This window comes from Azospirillum ramasamyi, assembly GCF_003233655.1.
Lineage (GTDB): Bacteria > Pseudomonadota > Alphaproteobacteria > Azospirillales > Azospirillaceae > Azospirillum > Azospirillum ramasamyi.
On sequence record NZ_CP029832.1, the window covers coordinates 528,322 to 549,935 of the forward strand.

Annotated in this window: 11 protein-coding genes and 1 pseudogene; 8 read left to right on the forward strand and 4 right to left on the reverse strand. The window is 66.9% G+C overall.

Annotated features, from left to right (window positions below; genetic code table 11):
* Positions 1–86: 86 nt before the first annotated feature.
* The 6 genes and pseudogenes from DM194_RS21750 to DM194_RS21780 all read left to right on the forward strand — a co-directional run bounded on the left by DM194_RS21750 (position 87) and on the right by DM194_RS21780 (position 14,801).
* Positions 87–3,527, forward strand: coding sequence for a tubulin-like doman-containing protein (locus tag DM194_RS21750; protein WP_246024545.1), 3,441 nt, complete (start codon positions 87–89; stop codon positions 3,525–3,527).
* Positions 3,524–5,656, forward strand: a complete 2,133-nt coding sequence (locus tag DM194_RS21755; RefSeq protein WP_111069629.1) for a hypothetical protein — start codon at positions 3,524–3,526, stop codon at positions 5,654–5,656. The genes DM194_RS21750 and DM194_RS21755 overlap by 4 nt, the downstream gene beginning before the upstream one ends.
* Positions 5,646–9,002, forward strand: coding sequence for a hypothetical protein (locus DM194_RS21760; RefSeq protein ID WP_162630155.1), 3,357 nt, complete (start codon positions 5,646–5,648; stop codon positions 9,000–9,002). Before DM194_RS21755 ends, DM194_RS21760 begins: the two co-directional genes overlap by 11 nt.
* Positions 8,999–11,692, forward strand: coding sequence for a hypothetical protein (locus DM194_RS21765; protein WP_111069631.1), 2,694 nt, complete (start codon positions 8,999–9,001; stop codon positions 11,690–11,692). Before DM194_RS21760 ends, DM194_RS21765 begins: the two co-directional genes overlap by 4 nt.
* 115 nt (positions 11,693–11,807) lie before the next feature.
* Positions 11,808–12,402, forward strand: a pseudogene (locus tag DM194_RS21770) (IS110 family RNA-guided transposase); the annotation flags it as partial.
* A gap of 1,441 nt (positions 12,403–13,843) precedes the next feature.
* Positions 13,844–14,801 (forward strand): IS630 family transposase gene (locus tag DM194_RS21780; RefSeq protein ID WP_246024207.1). Its coding sequence is split into 2 segments (ribosomal slippage): positions 13,844–14,185 and positions 14,187–14,801, totalling 957 coding nucleotides; the frame shifts between segments, so codons are not numbered across the junction.
* A gap of 376 nt (positions 14,802–15,177) precedes the next feature.
* Here DM194_RS21780 and rnk read toward each other — a convergent pair.
* The gene (gene rnk, locus DM194_RS21785; RefSeq protein WP_111069632.1) at positions 15,178–15,606 is read right to left on the reverse strand and encodes a nucleoside diphosphate kinase regulator; all 429 of its coding nucleotides are present in this window, start codon (positions 15,604–15,606) and stop codon (positions 15,178–15,180) included.
* Positions 15,607–16,130: 524 nt separating this feature from the next.
* Between rnk and DM194_RS21790 the strand changes: the two genes are divergently transcribed.
* The gene (locus DM194_RS21790; RefSeq protein ID WP_111069633.1) at positions 16,131–17,594 is read left to right on the forward strand and encodes a dihydroorotase; all 1,464 of its coding nucleotides are present in this window, start codon (positions 16,131–16,133) and stop codon (positions 17,592–17,594) included.
* A 14-nt stretch (positions 17,595–17,608) separates the two neighbouring features.
* On the forward strand, positions 17,609–18,022 hold the full coding sequence (locus tag DM194_RS21795; protein WP_111069634.1) for a DUF3830 family protein: 414 nt from the start codon (positions 17,609–17,611) through the stop codon (positions 18,020–18,022).
* Between the two features lie 47 nt (positions 18,023–18,069).
* Here DM194_RS21795 and DM194_RS21800 read toward each other — a convergent pair whose 3' ends face one another.
* The 3 genes from DM194_RS21800 to DM194_RS21810 are packed head-to-tail and all read right to left on the reverse strand — an operon-like array spanning position 18,070 to position 21,573.
* Positions 18,070–19,017: an acetamidase/formamidase family protein gene (locus DM194_RS21800; RefSeq protein ID WP_111069635.1), complete on the reverse strand. Its 948-nt coding sequence runs from the start codon at positions 19,015–19,017 to the stop codon at positions 18,070–18,072.
* 34 nt (positions 19,018–19,051) lie between these two features.
* Positions 19,052–20,518 carry an amidohydrolase family protein gene (locus tag DM194_RS21805; RefSeq protein WP_162630156.1) on the reverse strand — a complete coding sequence of 489 codons (1,467 nt, stop codon included), beginning with the start codon at positions 20,516–20,518 and terminating at the stop codon, positions 19,052–19,054.
* Positions 20,519–20,526: 8 nt separating this feature from the next.
* Entirely contained in the window at positions 20,527–21,573 is a 1,047-nt protein-coding gene (locus DM194_RS21810; RefSeq protein WP_111069637.1) for an ABC transporter substrate-binding protein, read from the reverse strand.
* Positions 21,574–21,614: the final 41 nt, after the last annotated feature.

Genomic DNA, 21,614 nt, shown 5'->3' on the forward strand with positions numbered 1-21,614 from the left:
CAGGCGTTTCGTTGCGCTTCTGGACAGGAAATCGACAAGCCCGGCGCTCGACGCCGTTCACGGGGCCGTTCATGGGGATGACGAGCATGGTAGAGCAGGCGCGCTTTCGGCCGACGTTGCTGGTGGGGGTCGGCGGAACCGGGTGCGAGATCGCCGAAGGAGTCTACGCACGAGCCAAAGCCATGAGCGCGGTGTCGGCGGGACGCTTGGCCGTGATCGGCTTCGACACGGACGCCAATGACATGTCGCGCCTGCAGGCCATCGGCAACCGTAACCGCATCCAGACCAGTTCCACCGATACGATCTACCAGATCCTGTCCAAGTATCCCGAGGTCGAACAGTCGTTCTGTCTGCCCCGGGAAGGGCTGCCGGATACCCTGCTCAACATGCGGCTGCTGGACGGGGCGGCGCAGATCCGAATGCTGTCGCATCTGGCGCTGTTCACATCGCTGAAGACGGGCGCCGTACAGAACCGGGTCGGGGACATCCTGTCGCAATTGGGCCGGCACGACGGCCGGATGGAGTTCGATGGAGCGATCAACATCCTGGTCACCGGCTCTCTGGCCGGCGCCACCGGCTCCGGTTCGTTCCTGCAGGTCGCCCTTCTGCTGCGCCGCCTGGCAGAGGACCGGGCGATCAAGGCCTCGGTGCGCGGCATCTTCCTGATGCCCGACGTTTTCGTGCGCGGCGCCAATCTGCCGACCGGCCAGATCGGGAACGTCTTGGCCAACGGCTATGCCAGCCTGAAGGAACTGAACGGCGCGATCGCCCGCGCCGAGCGCCAGCGGCCGGCACGCAACCTCATGTACGAGTTCGGCCCCGACATGGTGCTGCGCGACGGCGAGGTCCCGTTCCAGAGCGTCACCCTCGTCGATTTCGAGAATTCCGCCGGCGGCAACCTCGGTTCCAGCATCACCAACTACAAGGAGATGGTGGCCCGCGCCGTTTATCAGCAGATTTTCACGCCCATCGGGCTGCGCATCGCCAGCGTCACCATCAACGACGCCCTGGCGAAGCTCGGCGCGGCGGCCGCAAGCACCAGCAACATGTTCAGCGGCGTCGGGATCTCGGCCGTAGCCTACCCGGCGCAGGAGGTCGCCGATTACCTGGGCCTGCGGTTCGCATTGGAGGTGCTTTCGGGCGATTGGCTGCGCCTGGACCGGATGTACATCGACCGGGTGCGGCGCCACGAGGAGCAGCGCGCTGCGGGCAACCTCACCCTGCAGCTCGCCGACCAGGGCGACGCCTATCTGGAGGATCTCGACCAGCTCGCCCTGCGGGAGCGCATCGCGTTCTTCGCCGAAATCCGCCGCGGTCTCCATCCCGTGGTCGCCAACCCGGAAGGGGGGGAGGACGAAGCGCCGCTCCATGTCACCTACCTTGACGCGCTGCTGTCCCATCTGATGGAGACGTTCTGGAGCACCGAGCGCTTGCGGCAACTCCGCGACAGGCCGCCGATCGACTCCTCGGTCTTCCGCGCCCGCGACCGACTGGAATCCCTGGTCCGGACCAACGAGAACATACTGGACGACGATCTCCGCTCGGCCGAATCCAGTCTCTTCCAACGGCCCGAAGACCTTTTCGTCAACATCATCGCCACCGAGGACGACCTCGCGGAGGGCGACCTGCGCCCCTATCATCTGCAGAGCTACATCGTGAAGGGCGGCCCCCACCCCGTGCAGGTGCGGGCCTTTCTCTACGCCTTGCGCAACGAGGCGATCCGCCGGCGCAACCAGATCGACGTCACGGTCTTTCGCCAGCGAATCATGGCGGCGGCAACCGTTTTCGACGAGGGCGTGGCGGAGAAGCACGACGGTTCGACGCGTGGACACGCACGCATTCTCGACCAGTCGCGCCGGTACGCCAATCCCGGCCTCCTGGACCGGTTCACCAACAAGTCGGCGGCGTTCGTCGGCAGGTACACATCCTTCTACAACACCAGCGTCATGCACATCCGCCGCTATGTCGAAGCCTCGGTGACGGCGAAGGTTCTCGACCTGCTGGTTGCGGAGATCGCCGCGCTTTCCGATGCCTACGCCGGGCTGTTCACCGAAGTCGGACGGGTTCTGGAACGGTTGGGGGCCGATGTCGACCGCGAGGAGCAACGGCATGCGCCGGGCGCCGGCTCCTTCTCCGGCAATCTGTTCATCAACGCCGATGCCGAAGGCAAGCGCGCCGTTTGGGACGACCTGCGCCTGCGGACCGCCGGCCTGCGGCAGAACGAAACGGCGAACCGGGGGTTGAACCAGGCGATCTATCGCCAGCACCGCGACGCACGCAAACAGCGCCGCTCTCCGGGCTTCCGCGAGTTGCGGTCGCTGTTCGAATCCTCGGTCATCGACGGCTTCGCGGCGAAGACCGTGCGCACCGACTACGCTTCGGTTTGGAACCTGTCGATCATCGAGGCGGCCAAGCGTGAAGCGGGACGGCGCGGAACCGATTGGCGCGCGCGGATCAAGGAGGCCGTCGACATCGTGGCGTCCCAGGCCGAACCGTTCCTGACCTTCGACGACCAGGGCCGCGGCCAGCGCATCATCTTCTGGGCCGTGTCGCCGACGGTGAAGGAGGAATACAACGACGACGCCGAGTTCGATGCGTTGTTCACGCTCAAGCAGGGGGAGCAACCGCTTGTCCTGCCGGAGTGCTCCAAGCACGAACTGCTGTGCGTCAATCACCGCGTCAATCTGGAGCTCCGCCATCTGGCGAAGCTGAATCCCGGCGGACTACCGTCCGCCAACGTCAACGAGACGCCGCGCGGCCGCTATTTCGGCGCCTATGCCGACAGGGTCGGCCGGCTCATCGACGAGGAGATCACCTCCCGCGCGCTGGGCTCGGACCGGCGCTACACCTCCACCGTCACTCCGCACATCCATCGCGACTGGCACCGCGGCGGCCGGCTTCCCGAGATATTCCCCGAGATCCAGCAGAAGGAGCAGCTGGATTCGGCGCGCGCCTTTATCGTCGCGCTCGGGCTCGGGCTCATCCAGCGCGAGAGCGATTACGGCCGCGCCGTTGCAAATTTCTCCACCATCGGACGGGTTCCGCATGGCGGGCTGCGCGGCCGGCTTGCCGAAACCAGCCGGCTGTGGGACATCCTCAATGCCTTCGAGCAGCGCGCCGACATTGTCCGGGCCTCGCTGGACGCCTGGAGCGCGGAAAAGGGCGCGCTTCTGCCGGGCTCAGACATGAATGCGCTGACCCCCGTGGACGAGGTCTGCGGTGTGGGCACGGTGCTGCACATCCTCGAGATCGGGCGGGAGCGCCAGGAAATCGAGCAGCGGGAGTTCGCCTGCGCCAACCTTTTCGCCGCCAGGCGCATTCTGCTTTCCGAGATCGCCGACGCGGTTCTCGGCCATCTCGAACCGCTGGGCCGCGACGCGGTCGTGGCCGACCTCGAAACGCGGAGCTGGGAGCAAGGCTTCGCCGCCTTCCTGGCGCAAGGGACGCGCGAGGAGACGGCCCGCAGCCTGCGGCAGGTACATGACGGCGCCGTCGCCGGCCTTCAGAAAGCCTGGGCGCCGGCATGATGAAATCATCTCGGACGGCGCCCTCCGCGACCGAAGCGGACGGGCGCCTCGTCGTCGTCAACCTCGACCGGGGCTGGCCCTTTGCCGATCTGGTGCGGCGCTTCGCGCTCGATCTCTACGGGCGCGGAATCACCGGCGCGGTGGAGTTTCGGACCATCGGCGGCGAACGTGGGCGCCGGGATCAGGACAGTCTGGTCTGGGGAACCCGCTGGCCGCGGATATACGGCAATGACACGGAAGCCTTGCTCGCCGACCTGTTCGAGGATCTTGCGCTTCTCCACGAAGTACGCCTGAGCGATCTCACCATCGTCATGGTGCTTCCCCATCCCGCCGAAGCGCCGCAGGTGACGGAAGAGGCGCTGGCGCTGGGCCGGCGCTTCGCGGAGCGTCTGGCCACCGTGCCGCAGGTATTGCAGAAGCTCGGCCGCTGTGTAGCCGTCCGCGACGCGGCCCGCTCCTCGGAGGACGATGTCCGGGCGGCGTTGGGATTGATGGGCGAGCGCTTCCTCAACGATCCGGAACGCCAAGGCGGTCAGCCGTTCGACGGCATTGCCCTCCTGCGTCAGTCGCGCGTGCGGAACGATGCCGAAGAGGCGCATGCCCGGCAGTTCATTCTGCTGCGCTGCCTGCTGGAGATCATGGGGCGCAGCCACGAACGCTCCTCCGGGGAGGGGACCGGCACAGCGAAGGATGCGGTCGCGGCGGCCCGCCGCGCCATGAGAGGCCGCATCGTCGCCCTGGATTTGGAGGGCAATCATCCGATCCTCTCCTCCGAAAGGATCGGCGGGCTGCTCAACGCCTTCTACGGACAGGCGGCCGCCCAGCCGGCCACGGGCGGCGATCCGGTCGGAGATGACGGCGTCGACGCGCCGAACGACGAGGAGACGCGGGTCGATGCGATCCTCCAGCAGATCGAAGAGGAGGTTCAGGCGCGCGACCAGGAGATCGCCCCGCCGCGTCCCGCCCCCCAGAGCTGGAACCGCTATCTGGATGACGCCACCTACTGGTCGGCCGAATTGGAGAAGCGGTTCGTCGACGAACTGCAGGAGGACCTCGACTCGCTCGACGAGTGGAGCAAAGTCAGCCTGAAGACGCTCGAACAGCGGAAGATGAGCCTGCATCAGACCGTTACCGTGACGCGGGAACGGAATGTTCGCGAGAAGATCGGCGGCCTGACATTCGTCAATGCCGGCCTGTCGGGCGAAGCGGCCCAGGCGCTGAAACGCATGAAGGACAAGGTGTGGAGCAAGCGCGCCGAACTCCTGGCCATGGCCAGCGACAGCCGGGCGAAGCTCCTGTTCGTCCGCGTCGTAGCCTCGGAAACGACCATGCCCGCGATCCCGCAGACCGAGGTGACCGCGGACCGGCTGGCACTGCGCAACATTCAGGAATACGCAGACTACAGGAATGCCGCGAAGCAGGCCCAGACAAGTCTGCGCCGGCTGGTGCCGCGGGGCTATATCTGGCTGGCGTGGCTGGTCTCCGCGGCGGCGCTGGGTACCATCCTCGCCCATGCCGCAGCACGGCGGTCGATGCAGGCCGGCTTCCTCGATGCGCTCCTTTTCAATGGCTGGCCCATCCTGCCGATCGCCTGGGCGCTGGCGACGGGGGCGGGTTTCCTCATGGTCCGGCGCGTGATCCAGATACGGCGGAACGCTCTGCGCCAGGCCGTCGACGATCTTCAGAAGGCGAGGGGGCGACTGACCGAGAGCGTCCATCTGGCCATGAGGGCGGCCCTCAACTATGTGATTCTCACCAGCCGAATTCCTTGGCTCGATCTGCTTCACCAGGAACTCGACCGGCGCGGCGCCGAGAACGACCTGGGCGCCTACACCCGGGCGCTGGTTCTGGTCCGACCGCGGGCGCACCGCAAGGTCCAGCTCGCCTCCGACGAGGAGAGGCAGTTCCATAACCGTCACCACCGCGACGTCGCGGGCCTGCGCGTGACGCGCTGGCTGCCGGGCATCCTCGTCAAGATCGATCCGTCTGCCGATCTGCGGCCCGCGCCCCTCGAATTCGCGCTGGGCGTCGACGGCAGCCGCTTCACCCTGGATACGACGGTGTTCCTGGACGAGACGAAGGTACTGCTCACCGACGTGACCAGTGATGAGGTGCCCCATGTCACTTGACCATGCCGGCCTTCGCCCGCCGCCGCCGGCCGCAAGCATGCGCCAACGCTGGTGGACGAGCCGCGCCCTGATTCCCGCTGCCGTGGCCGCCGCCGCCGTCGCCGGCTGGCTCAGCTACGAGGTGACGAGACGGGGCGTCGCACCCGTCAACGCGCTGGATGCAATCCGGCGCACAGGGCAGAGCGCGCTTGCCGTCATCGGCTTCGTGGCCGGGGTGGCGCTGCATGCCGCCCGATGGCTCATCGCCCGGACCGGCTTGAACCCGGCCGGCGCCTATTTCTGGCTGGACATCGTGTTGAACATGGCCGTCGTCGCCGCAGCGGCCGGCCCGGCGTTCCTCGTCCTCCTTCTCTTCTGGTGGGTTCCGGGGATCCGCCCCCGGAACGAGTTCGAGGCGATGCGCCCCCGCTCCGGCGCGCGTGCCGTGACCAGAAAGATCCTGGTCGCCGCCATCCTCTTCGTCCTCCTCATCCATGCGGTTCAGGGACTTGCCATTTGGTTCGGAGACGACGCGGCGCTTGATCGGACGGTCGGCTTCTTTTGGGGCGGCATCCTGCTCATGGCGCTGGTCTTCTGGGCCCGTACGCCGGGGAACGTGGCGGCCAAGCGGCTCCCGGTTTCGGCCGGCGCAGGGAATTTCCGTCCCGCCACGGCGCTGCCGAAGCTGTTCCAGGCCTATGTGAGGGCAGGGGAGGGGCAGGGGCTGCTGTTTTCGGATGAGCGACAGTTCGGCGACCTTTCATCCGTTCGGCGGACCGCAGGGCGCTTCGTACCGAGCGAGCGTGTGGGTGCCGCGCTCGGCCGTTTCGTACAGCGGACTTCGGAAGAATTGCGCCTCAGTGTGGACGAGGCGCGCAGGCTGGAACAGTTTCTGGTGGCGATCGGGCGCAACGACATCGCGAGGATGGCGGGGCAGGAGCGGCCCAACGTGAACGTCTACTTCGAAGAGCCGCTCGGTGAACTGCATGTCCGCGCCCTGGCCGAGACGGTGTCGCTGGCCCAGGACGAGGGCGGCGCGACCCTCGTCCTGTGCCCGGACATCGCTTACGGATGGGTGAAGAAAAGCCTGTGGCGCGTTTTCAGGGAGCATTGCACCGACGTCACCCAAACCTGGTGGGGCCAGGACGACGGCACGTTCGATCCGACCACCATCCCCTCCCTTCTGCTGGTCACGCATGAAGGGCTTCAACAGCATATCCTGGGCCGGAGCGCGGCCGATTTCGACCGCGTTCTGGAGCGTCTCCGGCTGATCGTTCTGATCGACGCGCATCGATTTGACCCGTCGCTCCTCCACCAGCATCTGGCGCTGCTGTGGATGCGCGTCCCGGCCGAGCGTGTGCGGGTGATCGCACAGGGCGCGCCGCGGGCCGAAGCACGCAACCTGCACGTGGATCTCTTCCGAGCCACCGGCCGCACCTGGCAGGAGGCCTCGTTGCGCTCGGAAGCCGCCACGAAGCTGTACACCCTTGTCTGGGACCGGACCCACGCGGCCCGCGACGCCCTTCTGAACGGTGTCATCGCAAGCGGCGACCGCCACGGCATCGATCTCGTTCCACTTCTGCTGCTGCCGGCCCTACGGCTTGGCAGCGAAAGCGTTTACCTGGACGCCTGGGAATGGAAGGAGGAAGCCCGCTGGGCCGAATTGGAGGATCGGTTGCAAGGCGACGTCTCGATCTCCAAGGTGCGGACCGAACAGCAGCCGGCATTCGGACGCGAGCCGACGGTCGCGCTGATCGAGGATCGGGGCAACCTGCACGACTCGCTCCTGAACCTCTACCAAGCCCAGCTTCCGGCGGAATTCCTGGTGCTGGTCGCCTCGCACGCCTATCCCTTGCGGGACTTCCTGCTCGACCCGGAGCGGATGAACCGGGCGATTCAGGGTTCCAGCAACTCGCCCTTCCACCCGATCGCCCCGCGGCCGCGCGGCGGCCTGCGCGAATTGGCGCTGGTGGTTCTGCTGCGCCTGCTGTCGCCGCCCGCCGCGGGGCGGAACTCGCGCGCCGCGGCGCTGACCCGCATGGAAGCGGCGCGCCATTTCGACGCGCTGGGCAACCCGGCACTTCTTCGCGCATTCAAGGTGTCTCCGACACGTCATGGCATTGAAACCCTGCTGAACATCCAGTTTCCCGGAGAGCCGCTGACCGTCGAGATGGACCGGCGCCATGCCGACCGGGCGGCCGGCATCCCGTCTCTGGCAAGCGGAGGAGATCTGGACGACGACGTCCGCTATTTCTGTGCCGGACATTCCCAGCTTCCCGAAGCGATGAAGCCTTTCGTTCCGCTGACCGACGGCGGCATCAGCCAGAAGGAGATCGGTTGGGTGGCGCGCGACGATCACGGCCTGGCTTTCGTCGCAGGCACTGCAATCCTGGTCCGTGGGCGCCATTACCTCGTCATGCGCGTTTCCAACGCCGAGGTCGAGGTCCAGGCGTTCAACGATCCCCGGGGCCGCTTCCATGTCGGGGGCAGCGTCGGATTCCGCTTCTGGCGCCTCTACCGCCTGCTGTTCGACGAGCGTACGATCCTGGCCGAAGCCCCGCGCCAGGAATCTACCGGCATCGGGCGCACGGCGATGCTGTTCCATGCGCCGATGGAACGCGCGACCGTCGGCTACGAGGTCACCGATACCCTTGGCGGCACCCGACGCCCCGACGCCATGACGGTCCGCCTCGAAGGCAACAGCATGGTTCGCCGCGATCACCAGAGCGTGAATGTGGCCGCGTTCCGCTATCACGTTCCGCAGGCTGACGGCGCCGACCCGTCGCGTATCGCCTTCACACTGGCAGCGCTTCTCGGCGACCTCCTGGAAACCTTGTTCCCGGCTCTCGGCCACCGGATCGCCGTCCTGTCGCCCCAGGCCGAAACGATCGTCGGGCAGCTGCAGGCCCGGTCGCGCGACGACAAACTGGCCGAAGTCCTGCTGCAGCGCTACCCGCGCATGATAGGCTGGACCCAGTTCGGCTACGATGCGCCACCCGCGCCGGCGGCCGAGGTGCAGGAGGCGGTCGGCCGCCTGATCGCCGGTGCCGACAACACCGGGACGGACATGCGGTCCGGAGGATCGCCCGCCCCGGGAGAGGGCGATGAGGGATGCCGCATCGACCTGCTGGTGGTCGAGGATTGGCCGGCCGACCTGGGCGTCGCGCGGGCCGTGCATGCCTATTCGGCACGGATTGAACGCGCGCTCGCTCTGTTCGCTATCTGGCTGGCCGAGAAGGCGGAGGAGGAGACGCTCTATTACCGCTTCGGCACCGACCGCCTGCCGGACGCCTTCGACTTCCAGGGCGCCGCCCGCATCGCCCAGGCCGCCGCAAACATGCGTTCGGGAGGGGAGGAGGCGCCATGACGGCCCTCACCGGGCACCGACTGGCGGCTTGCTTCCGGTTCGCCGTCGTCGGGCTGCTGCTGGCGCTCGCTTCGGCGCCCCCGGCCTCCGCCAAGATCGTCGGGATCCTGTACGACGATTCCGGCAGCATGGCCGGCCGCACGCATCTGCCGGCGTTCGGCGCCCAGGTTCTGGCCTCGACGCTCGACGGTCGGCCCGGCCATGACCAGGTGCTGAGTGCAAGGCTGTCGGACTTCAATGCCGAGCTCAAGCGTTCCGGCAGTATGCTTGCGCGGGTGCAGGACCGGCATGGGGAGGCGACCTCCGCGACGATCGAGGCAATCGAAAATCTCGGCCTCGGCTTTGTGCATCGGGAGAGTTTTGAAACCCCGGTCATGCATCAAGCCTTTCTCGACACCATCGCGAACGGCTGGGTCCGGGCTCAGGGCGGAACGCCGTACGAACCGCTGGAACTCGTCCTGCGCCAACTGGTCGAACGCACGGGCACGGACGACCAGGCCTTCCTGATCGTGCTCACCGACGGTGCCTTCTTCGACGGCAAAAGGCCGGGTCCTGGACGCGCTGTCCTCGAGCGGGCGTTCCGGGCCTACAAGCAGCGTTTGAAGGGAAGCCTGCGGGTCGAGTTCATCCTGATCGGCCCGGACGACGACACCCGCAGGCAGGTTGGCGAGCAGGGCGTTCGGGACGGCCTGCTCTCCGTTTTCAACGGCGGCGCGAGCGACGGCAACCATCAGGTAGACACCGTCGATGATCTGCGCCGCGCGCTGTTCGACATCACGGCGCGCATCGCCTCGACCGACCGTTCGGGGGGCGGCGATCTCGTCCAAATCGACGGCGACCGCATCGCCGTCTCCAGCCCCTTCTCGATAACCCGGATCATCAGCGTTGCGGCGGGAGCGGCGGATCGGCCGGTTCCCGAGTTAGCCGAGACGAGCTTCGCCGCGACGCCCGCGATGACTCTGTCCAGCGCCATGCGCGGGCCCGACACGGCCGATGGCTGGCGGAACGAGCGGTTGCGGGCCACCACCACCCATTTCCGCTTTCATCCCGCCTTGCCCGCCGGCCCGGTGGCCCTGCGTTTCGACCGGCCGGTCGAGGATAAGGTGATGCTGCTGTTCGAGATCGGCACACGGCTGGAACTGACCGTGCGCGACGGGCAGGGGAGCGTCGTGCCGCCCGGTCCGGACGGCGTGATCGAGCTCATGCAGGGGCATCCCTACGCGCTGAACGCCTCGCTGAGCGAACCGGCGGGCCGGCCCGACCAGCGCGAGCCCTTCGACTTCGCCAAGCTGCCGCCATCCGCCCGGCTCACGGCCTGGACGGACCCCGGAGGACGGAGGTCCGGTCTGCCGCTCACGCTGGACATTCCGAACAATCGCGCCCACGGGGCGCTTCCAACCGACGCCACGGGCTCATACGAGGCAGGGGGCGCCTTCACCATTCCCGGCTTCGCCATACAGGAAGGCGCAAGGCTGAAGCTGCGCGTCGTCAACCCGGCCGTCGCCTATGGCATCGGCGTGCAGAGCGCCGTCCCGTGCCCCACCTGCGGACCGGACGAGATCATGGCGCCACTCCTTCCCGGCGTGACGAAGGACACCATCGGCCGATTGACCGTGTCACAGACACAGGGACGCCCGGCGCAGGTGACCGTCGCCTTGCGCGATGCTCCCGCTTGGCTGGGACTGGTTGACGCCGCAGGCGCCCCCGTTCCGCCCGACCGGCCGCTGCCGCTGTCCGCCGGACAGCCGATCACGCTGGACCTGCGGCGCGATCTGTCCGGCGTGACCGGCCTGGGGCGTCGGGAGAGCCGGGTCCTGGTCGAGGTCAGGTCGCTGCCGCCCTATGTGGGCGTGGCCACCAAGCCCATGGCGATCATTCTCGAACCGCCGGATGTCGCCCTGAACTATGCCGGCCACTCCCGCGGACCCGCGTCGGGGCCGCCGCTCTTGCTGACCGGAGCGGACCTGGAGGCCGGCGACCAAAGCCTGTTCTTCGAGATCGCGAATTCCCCGGTCCCACCCCAGGCCGGGCAGATCCGCGTCGAAGCACCGGATGACCTGTTGAATGTCGGCATCGAGCTGAAAGACAGTCGGCTGGCTCTGCGGGTGGGTAGCGACCATTGCGCCTGCGCGCTGTGGTTCCGGCAGTTGTTCGGCGCCCTTCCAGATCGCGTCACCGTGAGCTACCGTCTCATAGACGACCTCGAACCGGTGCCGGTGACCGTCCCCATCCGGCTCGACCCCGGGGCGTGGGAAGCGCTGGAAAGCTGTTTGCCGCTGATCCTCGCCGCGCTGGGGGCTGTCTACGTCGCGATCGCGGTCAGGACGTTCTTCTCGACCCACCGCTTCCCGAGGGGCAGCGTCGCACAGATTCTTGATCGCAACGCCACGCTGCCGCGCTATGACGATCTAAGGCAGTGGAGCGTACGCAGCCTGGGCTTCCTGCTCCTGCAGCGGTTGCATGCCCGCCGCGTTGTGGAAGGGCTGCTTCTGGAGGCCAGACCCGACGGGGCGGCCGTTCTGCTCATGGAAAGCGATCAGGCCTTTGTGATCGATCGATTGGGCCAGTCGATAGGGCAGATGCGGCATGACCAGCCGACGCTCGCCGACGTCCTGATCTTCTGGGGTGAACGGCTGAGCCGCCCCAGGGGCCCCAAGTCGCTGATCCTGATGCGCGAGTTTCAGGCGTGACCGCCATCAGCTTGCGTTTACAGGAATTACTGAGGTGATGTGGTGGACGGCCCTTTTCCCCAAATGCCGGTGAAAAGCGTTGGACGTCGAAGACACCACCTCATAGGAGCCAGCGATGGGCGTGACGACAATCGGTCTGGATCTGGCGAAGAATGTTTTCCAGGTTCATGGCATCGATGGCGACGGGAAGGTTTTGGTCCGTCGGCAGTTGCGACGGGGCGAGGTGCTGAAGTTCTTCCAAGGCGTGCCTGGTGGGGATGGAAGCGTGTGGCACGGCGCATCACTGGGCGCGGGAAATTGCGGCGCTGGGCCATACGGTGAAGCTGATGCCGCCCGCCTACGTCAAGCCCTACGTGAAGCGCGGAAAGACCGACGCCGCTGATGCCGAGGCCATCTGCGAGGCGGTGGCCCGGCCGACGATGCGCTTCGTGGCGGTCAAGAGCATTGATCAGCAGGCAGCCTTGATGCTCCACAAGACTCGGGACCTCTTGGTCCGGCAGCGGACGATGCTGATCAACGCCTTGCGCGGTCACCTCGCGGAGTTCGGGATCATCTCGGCCAAAGGGCCAAGCGGGACGAAGGCCGCCATCGAGACTTTGCACGAGGCGCAGGATCGTCTTCCGGAGCTGGCGCGACGGGCACTGCACGGCCTCGTCGATCAGCTCCGCCTGCTCGGCAAAGAGATCGACCGGCTGGAGGCGCGCATTCTGGAGTGGCATCGCGCCAGCGACCAGAGGTCGCGACGACAGGCCGGACACATGGATGCACCTGACCAACCGTCAACACGAATTCTCCTCTTGCGCCGAGAGGGCCGTCCACCACATCACCTCACAGCATCGGCCAGTCGCGGTGGTAGGCCATCTCGCAATGCTGCGGGATGGTATGGTTGGCCGGGTATTCGGTGGGGTGTAGACGTTGGCGTTCACCTGCGTGCGCGGCGTCGGTTGGTTGATGTGGGTGAGCAACTGGCTGGAGAACGGACGCAGGAAGCGATCAAGCCCGTCCACCGGCGTGGATTCGAAGCCGCGGAACAGCAGCGCCCCGCGCTCGTTCAGCAAGTCTCTGATCGTGTCGGCGCGTTCGCCGGCCCAGTCGATCAGCTCCGTCCCGTCCCCTGGTGGAGTGATCAGACCGATGAAGGAACCCGCGATCGGATCCGCGACCGCAAAACCATGCGCGATGGCTTTCCCTCACTGGTAAGCGATATGAACATACCGCAACGTTATAGGTGTAATATGAAGGATATGGAAACGCATCACGCGATTTTATTGAATAATTTACATATTAAAATGGTGAATTGGTGTTCCTTGCAACTCCTCTATGGTGGATGACTGCCCGGCGCTTCTTTCCTGGGAGCGAAGTGGGCGCGCACCTGCGCGCTGACGCGGCGCCGGCACCCTCCAGAGCGTCCGATTTGGCCTGCGGGCGGTTTGTTCAAGTTTTCAGCGCATCAACCGCTCGCCAAGTTGACAACGCCAGGCATCGATATTCGATGTCTCGACCGCGGCTCAAGGATGTGTCCGGCGGGCGCTTACGGTCTGCTGTTTTCGTTGTTCTTCTTCGCCTTCGCCTTCTTCGCCTGATCATGATGCCACTTGATGGCGAAGAACATGCCCGTTCCTAGCACGATAATTTTGAACGGAAAGAAGACCAAAGGAAACCAATCATACATTCTGGATTTCTCCAAGCTTTGATGCTTTTTCTCGTCAGGAGAACCTGATGGCGGTCAGATCGAGCGCGAGTCTTTTTCTGCGAGCGGGGCCAGGGTCATCTGGGTTGGCGTGGGAGTAGACCAAACCAGAGGGCTCGCAGTGGAGGCGCAACTTCAGGAAACCGCTGAACAGATGGCCGCCTTGGCCGCAGTGTGGGCAGCGGCCACGCAGGCCGGCCCTGAGAGGGAAGAGGCGGCCACTCCTGCTCGGATGACATCGCGTGTTCCTTTGGGAAGCAATGGCAAGCAATGCCCGCATGCAATGTGGGCATTGTATGCTCCGCCAAAGCCGACAATGTCAACTTGAATGCATCCAATGCGCCGTCGGAACTCATACAACCACTCTGGACATGGCAGGTGCCTAGAGCATCGCGCCTGAAATCTGAATCGACAGTTGCGCTTGGGCCGTTGACGTGATTCACCGTTGTTGGAGGTGGATCATGGGGCGCAGCTATTCGTCGGACCTTCGGGTTCGGATTTACGGAGAGGTCGAGAAAGGCGGTTCGCGTCGGGCGGCGGCGCGCCGGTTCGATGTGAGCGCGAGCACGGGCGTGCGGCTTGCTCAGCGCATGGCGGCAACGGGCTCGCTGGACCCGGCCCGGCAGGGGCGCCCACCGGGCGGTGGCAAGCTGGCCCCGCATGCCGAACTTCTGATCGGCTGGGTGGAGAAGCAAGGCGACATCACCATGCCCGAACTGGCGGCCAAGCTGAAGGCCGAGCGCGGGGTCACGGTCCACCCCGCCTCGCTGTCGCGCTTCCTGCTCGCCCGCGGCTTCACTGTCAAAAAAAACGGTGCTGGCGAGCGAGGCCGGTCGCGCTGACGTTGCTGAGGACCGCCGGAGTTGGCGCAGCCACCGTCAGCCCCGGATGCGCGAGGAGCCGGATCGGCTGGTGTTTCTCGACGAGACCGCAACCACCACGAAGATGACCCGACTGCGCGGACGGGCCAAGCGCGGCCAGCGGTTCAAGGCCACGGCGCCGTTTGGCCATTGGGGCACCCAGACCTTCATCGCTGCCCTGCGCTGCGACGGGCTGACCGCCCCGTGGATCATCAAGGGCGCGATGAACCGGACGCTCTTCGAGACCTATGTCGAGACACAACTCGCCCCGACCCTGCGGCCGGGCGATGTCGTCATCCTCGACAACCTATCCAGCCATAAGAGTGAAAAGGCCAAGGCCATCCTCAAGGAACGTGGCGCTTGGTTCCTCTTCCTGCCGCCCTACAGTCCCGACCTCAACCCTATCGAAATGGCGTTCGCCAAGCTCAAAGCTCATCTCCGCCGCATCGGCGCCCGTACCATCGAGGAGTTGTGGAGGGCTGTCGGCTCTATCTGCGACCTCTACACACCAGACGAATGCTGGAACTACCTCAAACATGCAGGATATGCGTCAGATTAAACGCTCGAAACTCTAGGCCGGATCATTCATCAGTGTTTCGGAACGGCTGACTGAAGGCGTTTTGAAGGGTGGCGCCACTGGCGCAGCTTCGGCGCGCATATCGGCGTGAGGGCGGAGTCCGCTGGCGGCCGGCGGTGTCCACGCGGCAATCGCCTTGGGTGTCACCCACACCGCGAAATCACCCCAAGCGGCACAGCGCCGCGTCGTAGGCCGCCCAGTTCTCAACGCGGTAAAGGGCGCGCAGGAGCTTATGACGGCGTGGCTCCTAGGCCTGGTACGGCATCGGCCGCTCGGCTTCAGTGGGGGCGTCTCCATACCTGCTCGCCCTTCCGCCCCCTAGCAGTACCGCCTTCCGCACCAACGTCATACGGCAGTACTATTCGCCGGACAGTGCCAGCGCTTCCTCCTGCATGGCATGCTCGACCGTCAGAACGGTGAGGGTCTTTGCCTCTCCCTGACGCGTGTACCATGTGATGGACTGTTTTTCGGCAACGCCGATGAGTGCCGCGCCGATCGGGGTCAGCACCGACACACGTCCGGCAGCAAGGTCGGCCTCCTGGGGATAGACCAGGGTGACGGTTCGCTCCTGTCCGGCCACCTCGTCCCGGAAGGTCACGCGCGCGTTCATCGTGACGATCGATGGAGCGATCTCGTCCGGGCCCACCACGACAGCGCGGTCCAGTTCCGTCGCAAGATAGTCGTAGACGTCGGGCAGCGTATCGGCGATGGCCTCCGCCAGGCCGGACAGCCGGTCATGATCGGTTTCGGTGAGGATGATGGGAGGGAAAACGCCTGCGGGACGCATTCTGGTATTCCTGTCGTTGCCGGTGAGCGCACGTCCCGGCGGCTCGGCACGCCCCCCCGGTGGGCGCCTCCTCGGCCGGCGGAAAATCGTACGCGGATGCCCGGTCACCGCCTTCCGGCGGTCCGGGACGAATGTCGTGGATGTTGGGAGTGTTTATGGCCCCGGACGGTCCGGGAGCCTTGCGTCAGGCGACCAGATCCGGGGCGAGCAGGCCCGCGTGAACACGGCCGGCGCGCAGAAAATTACGGAAATGGCGGGAAGTCAAAGTCATGGTTTGCCTACCATGACGGGTTTCGCATGGGAATTCAAGGCCGAGTCGATGCAAGCGGGCCGAGCCGCCGGTCCTCGACCCCACCCCAACCCGGGTGGCGCGGCACCTCCCGCACGGTATCCACCGCTGGCGTATACTTTTTGTAGACGCCCTTGTCGGAAATTGGCGTTTGAGGTGAGTCGCCGCGCTGCCTAGCCTTCAATTCGTCCGCGACGCGACACGATCCCCCACACCCAATTCCGGACTTAAAACGATGAAGGAACAGCCGGTGGCAGGCACCGACTCTATTGTCGACCTCGTGATCCATGGTGGCGATATCGTCACCTCCACGGCGCGTTTCCAGGCCAGCATCGCCATCAGCGGCGGCAGGATCGCCGCCATCGGCGCGCCTGAAACGATGCCGCCCGCGGCCGAGACGCTGGATGCGACCGGACTCGCCATTCTGCCCGGGGGCATCGACGTCCATGTGCATTTCCGCGATCCGGGCTATACCCACAAGGAGGACTGGTCCAGCGGAACCATCGCCGCGGCGTTCGGCGGCGTGACGACCGTCTTCGACATGCCGAACACCATCCCGACCGTGGCGACGCCGGAGATCCTGGCCACCAAGCACGCCATCGCCGCCGACAAGGCCTATGTGGACTTCGGCCTCTACGCGGTGCTGGGCGAGGAATCGCTCGACCATGTCGAAGGGCTGGTCGAGGGCGGGGTGATCGGATTCAAGCTCTACATGGGCAACACCTTCGGCCGCATCCCGTCGCCGGACACCGGCGCCATGCTGGAACTGTTCGAGCGCGTCGCGCCGACCGGCATGCGCGTCAGCCTCCATGCCGAAACCAACACCATCATGGAACGGCGGGAGAAGCGCCTGCGCGAGGCCGGGCGCAACGATCCGCTCGCCCATCTCGACTCCCGCCCGGCGGTGGTGGCGGTGGAGGCGGTGGAGCGCGCCGCGACCCTGGCCGAATGGACCGGCGCGCGCATCCACATCCTCCACATCTCCTCCAAGGAGGAACTCCGCCCGCTGGCCGAGGCGAAGGCCCGCGGGGTGGACATCACCGGGGAAACCGGGCCGCATTACCTGATGCTGAGCACCGACGACTATGCACGCTGCAAGGGTGTCATCCGCGTGAACCCGCCGGTGCGCGAGGCCGACTGTCACGAACCGCTGTGGAACGCGCTGAAGGACGGCACGATCGACATGATCGCCACCGACCATGCTCCCCACACGCCGGAGGAAAAGACGCGGTCGGTGATCTGGAACTGCGACTGCGGCTTCCCCGGCGTCGAGACGCAGATGCCGCTGATGCTGACCGCCGTGGCGGAAGGCCGGATGGACATCCACACCTATGTCCGCGCCAGTTCGGAGGCCCCGGCCAAGAGCTTCGGCCTCTACCCGCAGAAGGGCGCCATTCTGCCGGGCGCCGACGCCGACTTCGCCATCTTCGACCTGTCCGAGGAGTGGGTGATCGACGATTTCAATCTTCACTCCCTGTCGCGCATCTCTCCCTGGCATGGGCGCAAGGTGAAGGGAAAGCTCAAGCACACGCTGGTCCGCGGGGCCTTCGTGGTGCGCGACGGCTCCCTGGTCGAGACCATGAAGGGCCATGGCCGCTCGGTCCACACCATTCAGCGCATGCCGCCGGCCGAGCCGCGCAACACCGACAAGACCATCGCGGCGGTGACGGCCGTTCCGGCCTCCGCCGACATGCCCTGAAGGGGAAACCGGCCATGAGCGAACTTCTCGTCACCGCCGGCCCCTTCCGCTTCGAAGCGCGCTTCGAAACGGAAAAGGCGCCGAAAACGGTCGCCGCGCTTCGTGCGCGGCTTCCCTTCCGCAGCAGCGTCGTCCATGTCCGCTGGAGCGGCGAGGGCGTGTGGGTGCCTCTGGGCGACACCGACTTCGCCGTTCCCTTCGAGAACCACACCAGCCATCCGGCGCCGGGGCAGATCATCCTCTACCCCGGCGGCATCAGCGAGACGGAAATCCTGCTGGCCTATGGCGGCGTCAGCTTCTCCAGCAAGGTCGGCCAGCTCGCCGGAAACCATTTCATCACCCTGACGTCCGGCCTGGAGAACCTGCCGGAGCTGGGCCGGCTGGTCCTGTGGGAAGGCGCCAAGGAGTTCGAGATCGCCCTGGGCTGACCTGCGACGCCTTCTCCCCCACGGAACGGGAGAGGGCGTCTGCGTTTTCAGGACGCGCCCTGCAGCGCCCAGCGCGGAAGCAGGGCGTGGATGCCCTTGTGCCGGTTCACCAGCTGCGTGACCCGCAGGTCGGCGGCGACGCTGCACAGGCGGTAGGCGTCTTCGGCGGACAGGCCGGTGCGGGCGGTGACCAGCGCGATCATGGCGCGGAGCGCCAGCCGGGCCGCCTCGTCCAGGTCGGGGTCGAAGCCCATCGTGATCACATGCTCAGCCGTTTCCGCCCACGGCCCGGCCAGTCCCGCCCCCTTCACCAATTCGATGCGCAGGCGCCCGGTCAGGCCGGTTTCGACGGCGGTCAGGCAGACCTCGCCATCGCCCTGGGCGGCATGACCGTCTCCCACCGACAGCAGCCCGCCCTTGGTCCAGACCGGCAGGTGCAGCACCGCGCCCGCCGTCAGTTCCTTGTTGTCGATGTTGCCGCCGAAGGCACCGGGAATGATCGAGGTCAGCCGCCCGGCGGCCGGCGGCGGAGCGGTTCCGATGACGCCGAAGAAGGGGCGGGCGGGGATCTCCAGCCCCCAGGGCATCCGCACCACGCCGCGCGCGTGGTCGATGGGCAGATGGACGCGCCCTCCTTCCGGCACCAGATCGGGCAGCGCCCCGGCACCGGGGCGGATCAGGTTGAAGCCCCAATCATCGAGCAGCGACACCTCCAGAATCTCGACCCGCAGGGCATCGCCCGGCTCCGCACCGCGCACCGCGATAGGCCCGGTCATGATGTGCGGCCCCGGCCCCGGCTCCACGGCATTAAGAACGCGGCGATGCTCCGGCCGGACGGTCATGCCATGCCCGTCCGGCGGCAGATCCTCCGGCCCGCCGCTGATGGTGTGGATCGTCACGACATCGCCGCTGGCGATCTCGGCGACCGGTGGCAGCGTTCCGTCGAAGAACCCCCAATGCACGCTTTCGGGAGTGGGGGCGAGGTCGAGCGGCATTGTATCGTCCTGATGAAGGAATTCGGAAAGCCGATCAGCAGCAGGGGGCGGCGGTATAGTAATGCCGCATGGCGTCCTCCAGCGCCGGCAGCGCGGCCTGGAGCGCGGCGCTGCCGCCCATGCCGGCGCGCAGCCGCGCCAGCAATTCGCTCTGTACCGCCGCGTGGTCGATGCCGGTCAGCCGGCCGCGCTGCACGACGCTGCGTCCCGCGACCACCAGCTCGGCGATGTGGCCGGCGCCGGCACGGGCGAACAGCAGGTCGCGCGGACAGAGGCCGTCGAGCAGCCGGTCGGAATCGAGCGCGCCGGCGTCAAGCAGAAGCAGGTCGGCCGGCTGGCCGGGGGCGATGATGCCGCCTTCCTCCCGCCCGGTGACCGCCGCCCGCCCGTTGACCAGCGCGATGCGCAGCATCTCCTCCTCGCTCACCGCGACGTCGAAGCCCCAGCCCCGGTGCAGCGCGTTGGCCAGCCGCATCTCGCCGAGCGCGTCGTCGTCCTCGTTGAAGGCAAGCCCGTCGAGGCCCAGCGCCACCCGGCAGCCGCGCGACACCATTTCCGCCAGCGGCGCGATGCCGGAGCGCAGGCCGAGATTGGACGCGGTGTTCACCGTCACGGTCACGCCGGTTTCGGCCAGGATGTCCATCTCCTCCGGCCGGATCCAGGTGCAGTGCGCCAGCGTGAGGCGCGGCGACAGCAGGCCGATCCGCTTCAGGTATGGGAACAGGCCGTCCGGGAACCGGCGATCCGCCCACTCGCGCTGGTAGCGCGTTTCCAGGCAATGCATGTGGATGCGCCGCCCGCTGCGGGCGGAGGCGTCGGCCACGGCCTGCAACAGCTCCGGGGAGCACCACTGCACGCCGGTCGGGCCGAACTGCACGTTCACCATCTCGCCCTCCGCCGCGGCGGCAACCTCCTCCACCAGCCGGATCTGGTCGGCGGGGGACAGCGGCGCTGCGGCGGTGCGGCGCGCGAATTCCCGCCGCGCGTCCTCCGGCAGCAGGGCCAGCAATTCCTCCGACGGGCCGTAGACCAGCGGGTTGCGGTCCTTCAGCGCCACCGCGAAGGCGATCCGCAGGCCGATGTCGCGGGCGGCGCGGGCCACCTCCGCCGCCTCCTCCGGCAGCGGCGACAGCCCCTGGGCGCGGGTGTAGTGGACCATCACGGCTCCGGCCCCGCCGAGCGCGCTGCGCCCCAGCGAGGCCGCGGCGGCCAGATAGGGATCGACCGCCGGCATCAGGGCCAGATAGTTGAGCCAGACCTCCAGCGGCTTGCCCGCCGCCCCGAAGGAGCTGGACCGGATCGGCCGCCCGTGGTCGTGGGCGTTGACCAGGGCCGGCAGGGCGAACAGCGGCTCCGCCGCCTCTTCCGCCCCGCCCGGCGCCTGATCCGCCCTGTCCAGCGCAGCGATCCGCCCGTCGCGCAGCGTCAGCCGCCCCGGCCCCCGCGTTGTGTAATCGGGACCGTCGAGCAGGGCGGCGCAGGCGATGGAACGGATCGTCATCGGGAACCTCATCCGGCGGTGGGAACTGCGCGCCGATCCTTCAGGGGCGGCAGGAAGGAGCGGTCGAAGACCTGGGCGGGCGCCGGGCTGCCGGGCAGCTTGTAGGCCTCGGTCATCGCCTGGATGGAGCGTGCCAGCCGGTCGTCGGACAGGTCGCCCAGCCCGATCTCGCGCGTTTCAGGGGTGATCATCATGGCGTCGAAGGCAAACTGCAAGCGGCGCTGCTCGCTCTTGGCGTCGACCAGCGGCTCGACCTTGACCAGCGTCTTCACGGCGGCGGCCGGATCGGACATCACGTCCAGGACGGCGCGGTTGATGGCGCGCACCAGGCCTTTCACCGCCTCCGGCTTCTCGCGCGCCAACGCCTGCGACACCATCACACCGTTGGAGTAGAGGTCCAGCCCGTGGTCGGCGTAGCTGATCCAGCGGAAACCGGTGTCGGGGTTCTGCCCCTGCTGGATCAGGTTGACGTAGCTGGTGACGTTGAAGACCAGCGAGGCGGCGACCTCGCCCCGGATCAGCATCTGTTCCTGCAGGTTGGGCTGCATGTTCAGAACCTCGACGCCGGACGGATCCAGGCCGTTGCGCTCCAGCAGGGCGGGGAACAGGCGGGTGGCGGCGCTGCCGGCCGGGCCGCCGACCTTCTTGCCGACGAGATCCTTCAACCCGGTGATGCCGCTGTCCGCCTTGGTCAGCACCGCGAAGGGCGGCTTGTTGTAGATGTGGTAGACCATCACCGGCGCCTCGGCCGGCTTCTGCGCCGCCTGCTGGATGACGGCGTTGATGTCGCCGAACCCGGCATCGTAGGCGCCCGACATGATGCGGGTGACGGTGGCGGAGGAGCCCTCACCCTGGTCGATGGTGACGTCCAGGCCCTCCTCTCGGAAATACCCCTTCTCCTGGGCGACGAAGTACCAGGCGTGGATGCCCTGATACTTCCAGTCCAGCGTGAAGCGGATCGGCGTGCGGTCCTGGGCGGCGGCCGGGGTGAAGGGGGCGACGAGGGCGAGGCCGAGACCGGCCAGAAGGGCCGCCCGACGGGTGATGGTGAGCATGCCGATACTCCATGCCGATGAGTTGGACCGATGGGGGAGGG